Annotated in this window: 2 protein-coding genes and 1 pseudogene; 1 reads left to right on the top strand and 2 read right to left on the bottom strand. The window is 73.2% G+C overall.

All coding sequences use genetic code 11. From position 1 onward, the window contains the following. Nucleotides 1-383 (top strand): annotated as a pseudogene (locus KS423_RS42760) (hypothetical protein); the annotation flags it as partial. Between the two features lie 35 nt (nucleotides 384-418). Here KS423_RS42760 and rlmN read toward each other — a convergent pair. Then, on the bottom strand, nucleotides 419-1,519 hold the full coding sequence (gene rlmN, locus KS423_RS42765) for a 23S rRNA (adenine(2503)-C(2))-methyltransferase RlmN (RefSeq protein WP_224285093.1): 1,101 nt from the start codon (nucleotides 1,517-1,519) through the stop codon (nucleotides 419-421). 81 nt (nucleotides 1,520-1,600) lie between these two features. Then, nucleotides 1,601-2,792: phosphatidate cytidylyltransferase (locus KS423_RS42770; protein ID WP_374120158.1), on the bottom strand; the 1,192-nt coding region annotated here is incomplete at its 5' end.

A 2,792-nucleotide genomic window follows, 5' to 3' on the forward strand; every position in this document is an offset into this window, starting at 1 on the left:
GGCGGCCGACCCCGCTGCGGCTGCTGGCCGGGCGCGGCCTCACAGCCCAGGCCCGCCGGCTCGGCGCGCCGCTGGCCGTGCTCACCCTCACCGTCGCGCTGGTGCTCACCACCGTCCGCTACTGGATCGGCACGCCCGACAGCGCCGACGCGCTGCCCGCGATCGAGGCCTGCCTGGTGCTCGGCTGCGCGACCGCCGCGGTGATCGTCCGCCTCGCCGAGGTCCGTACCGACCGCCGTCAGGTCACCGACGCGCTGCTGCGCCTCGGCACCTCGCCCCGGCTGCTGTTCGGGGCGGTCGCGCTGCGCACCCTCGGGGTGGGCAGCACGCTGCTGCTGACCGGCGGGGCGACCGCCGCACTGGCGGCCGCCGGGCTCCGGTAGGGGTTTCCTGCGGTACGGGTTTCCTGCGGTGGGACTCAGCCCGCCGCGGCGAGCTGGCCGCAGGCACCGTCGATCTCCTGGCCGCGGGTGTCGCGGACGGTCGTCGGCACGCCGTGCGACTGGAGCCGGCGGACGAACTCGCGCTCGTCCTCGGGCCGGGAGGCCGTCCACTTGGAACCGGGGGTCGGGTTCAGCGGGATCAGGTTGACGTGCACCCGGCGGTTCTTGATCAGCCGGCCGAGCAGGTCGGCCCGCCAGGCCTGGTCGTTGATGTCCTTGATCAGCGCGTACTCGATGGAGATCCGGCGGCCGGACTTCTCCGCGTAGTTCCAGGCCGCGTCCAGCACCTCGGCGACCTTCCACCGGGTGTTCACCGGCACCAGCTCGTCGCGAAGCTCGTCGTCCGGGGCGTGCAGCGACAGCGCCAGGCGGCAGCTGAGGCCCTCGTCGGCGAACCGGTGCATCGCCGGGACGAGGCCGACGGTGGAGACCGTGATGCCGCGCTGGGACAGGCCGAAGCCGTCCGGCGCCGGGTCGGTCAGCCGGCGGATCGCGGACAGCACCCGGTTGTAGTTGGCCAGCGGCTCGCCCATGCCCATGAAGACCACGTTGGACAGCCGCGCCTCGCCGCCGGGGATCTCCCCCGACTTGAGCGCGCGCATCCCTGCGGCGATCTGCTCGACGATCTCGGCGGTGGAGAGGTTGCGGGTCAGCCCGGCCTGGCCGGTGGCGCAGAACGGGCAGTTCATGCCGCAGCCGGCCTGCGAGCTGATGCACATGGTGACCCGGTCCGGGTAGCGCATCAGCACGGACTCCACGAGCGTGCCGTCGAAGAGCTTCCAGAGCGTCTTGCGGGTGGCGTCGTCGTCGCAGGAGACGTGCCGGACCACCGACATCAGCTCGGGCAGCAGGCTCCCGGTGAGCTTCTCCCGGCTGACGGCGGGGATGTCCGTCCAACTCGCCGGGTCGTTCGACATCCGGCCGAAGTAGTGGTTGGAGAGCTGCTTGGCGCGGAACGGCTGCTCGCCCAGCTCGGCGACGGCCTCCTTGCGCTCGGCGGGGCTCAGGTCGGCGAGGTGTCGCGGGGGCTTGGCGCCGCGCGGCGCGACAAAAGTGAGTTCTCCGGGCTTAGGCATGGTTGTTCCAGTGTCGCAGACGCGCGAGGGCCCCGGACGCCGGGCGTCCGGGGCCCTCGCGCGTACGTCTCGTACGCCGGGTCAGCTGCCGACGAAGGCCGCCAGCAGCAGCCAGACCACCGGGGCGGTCGGCAGGAGCGAGTCCAGCCGGTCCATGATGCCGCCGTGACCGGGCAGCAGCGTGCCCATGTCCTTGATCCCGAGGTCGCGCTTGATCATCGACTCGCCCAGGTCGCCCAGGGTCGCGGTGACCGCCGCGCAGCCGCCCAGGATCAGGCCCTGCCACCAGCTGCCGCCGTCGATGATCAGCTCCATCAGCAGCGCGCCCGCCAGCATCGACAGGGCGATGCCGCCGGCCAGGCCCTCGCGGGTCTTGCCCGGGCTGATCGTCGGGGCCAACTTGTTCTTCCCGAACTTGTAGCCCACCGCGTAGGCGCCGGTGTCGCTGCAGATCGTCACGATCAGGAAGAGCACGATCCGCTGGGGGCCGTCGCCGGCCGCCAGCATCATCGCCACGAAGGTGGCCAGGAACGGCACGTAGAAGGCCGTGAACACGCCTGCTGTTATGTCCCGCAGGTAGTCCTCCGGCGGCTCGGCCATCCGCCAGACCATCACCGCCAGCCCGGTCAGCGCGAGCGAGGCGGCGGCCCACTGGACGCCGGACCAGTAGCCGGTGGCGACCATGGCGATGCCGCCCACGACCAGCGGGACCAGCGGCGCCTTGATCTGCTTGCGCTCGGCGAGCCGGCTGGTCAGCTCCCACACGCCGACCGCGACCGCGGCCATCACGACGACCAGGAACAGTGCCTTCACCACGAACAGCGAGGCGACGATCACCGCACCGAGGCCGACGCCCACGCCTATGGCGGCCTGGAGGTTACGGCCACCGCGCTGCTTGCGCGGCTGCGGCTGCGGGGCGGGCTGGGCGGCCACGGGTGTCTCCTGCCCTGGGTGGGACGACGGCACGAAGTGGGGCTGCCCGGCCGCCAGGTGGTTCGCCGGCGGCACGGGATGCACCGGTGCCCCCGGGTGCGACGGGGTGCCGTGACCGGGGGCGGGTGTGGTGTCGCCGGATATCGCGCGGAGCACGACCGTCTCCGTCACACCCGGCGGCGCCGGCACGGGCTGCTCCTCCCGGAACAGCGGACCGCCCAGTCGGCCGGACTCCCGGGCCTGCCCCTCGACGGGGCCGGCCGGTCCACCGATGACGGGCCGTCCGTGGGCCGCGGGCCGTCCGGAGGCGGGCGCCCGACCGGGGTCGGGCGTGCCGGGC

The sequence above is a fragment of the Streptomyces sp. LS1784 genome, assembly GCF_020103755.1.
Lineage (GTDB): Bacteria > Actinomycetota > Actinomycetes > Streptomycetales > Streptomycetaceae > Kitasatospora.

What these genes read in the sequence shown, in the direction of transcription:
- rlmN (WP_224285093.1), bottom strand. Translation starts at nt 1,519, where the DNA reads ATGCCTAAGCCCGGAGAACTCACTTTTGTCGCGCCGCGCGGCGCCAAG.